Below are 556 nucleotides of genomic sequence, written 5' to 3' on the forward strand. Positions count from 1 at the left end.
CAGCAGATCGCCATCGTCGAGCGCCGGGTCGAGCGCTATAAAAAACTCGCCACCACCGGCGCCGTGGCCCAGACCCAGCTCGACGACGCGGTCGCGGAGCTGAACGGCCTGCACGACCGCCGCGCCGCCCTCGACAAGATCCGGCAGCAGCCCGAAACCTTGGTGGCGCCCGTCGACGGCGTGGTGGCGCAGGCCGCGGCCGTGGCCGGGCAGATGGCCGCGCCCGGCGCGATGGTGTTCCAGATCGTCGACCCGAACCGCCTCTGGGTCGAGGCCCTCAGCTTCGACGCGCTGACCGCGGCGCAGAACGCCACCGCCCGGCTCGCGGATGGCCGGACCCTCAAGCTCGCCTACCAGGGCACGGGGCTCGCCGACCGCAACCAGGCTATCCCGGTGCAGTTCGCGGTCCTCGGCGACGCCGCCGGCCTGCGCGTCGGGCAGTTCGTCACGGTGCTGGCCGGGACCGAGACCGAGCAGGCCGGCCTGGCGCTGCCGCGCTCGGCCGTGGTGCGCACCGGCAACGGGCAGGACGTCGTCTACGAGCACACCACCGCCG

The 556-nt window shown here is 73.7% G+C and carries 1 protein-coding gene; it reads left to right on the forward strand.

The genetic code is table 11. The annotated features are described in order from the left end of the window. The coding region (locus AX737_RS10280) for an HlyD family efflux transporter periplasmic adaptor subunit (RefSeq protein ID WP_156453630.1) at positions 1-556 on the forward strand (556 nt) is incomplete at both ends.

Source organism: Methylobacterium sp. CCH5-D2 (assembly GCF_001556475.1).
GTDB lineage: Bacteria > Pseudomonadota > Alphaproteobacteria > Rhizobiales > Beijerinckiaceae > Methylobacterium > Methylobacterium hispanicum.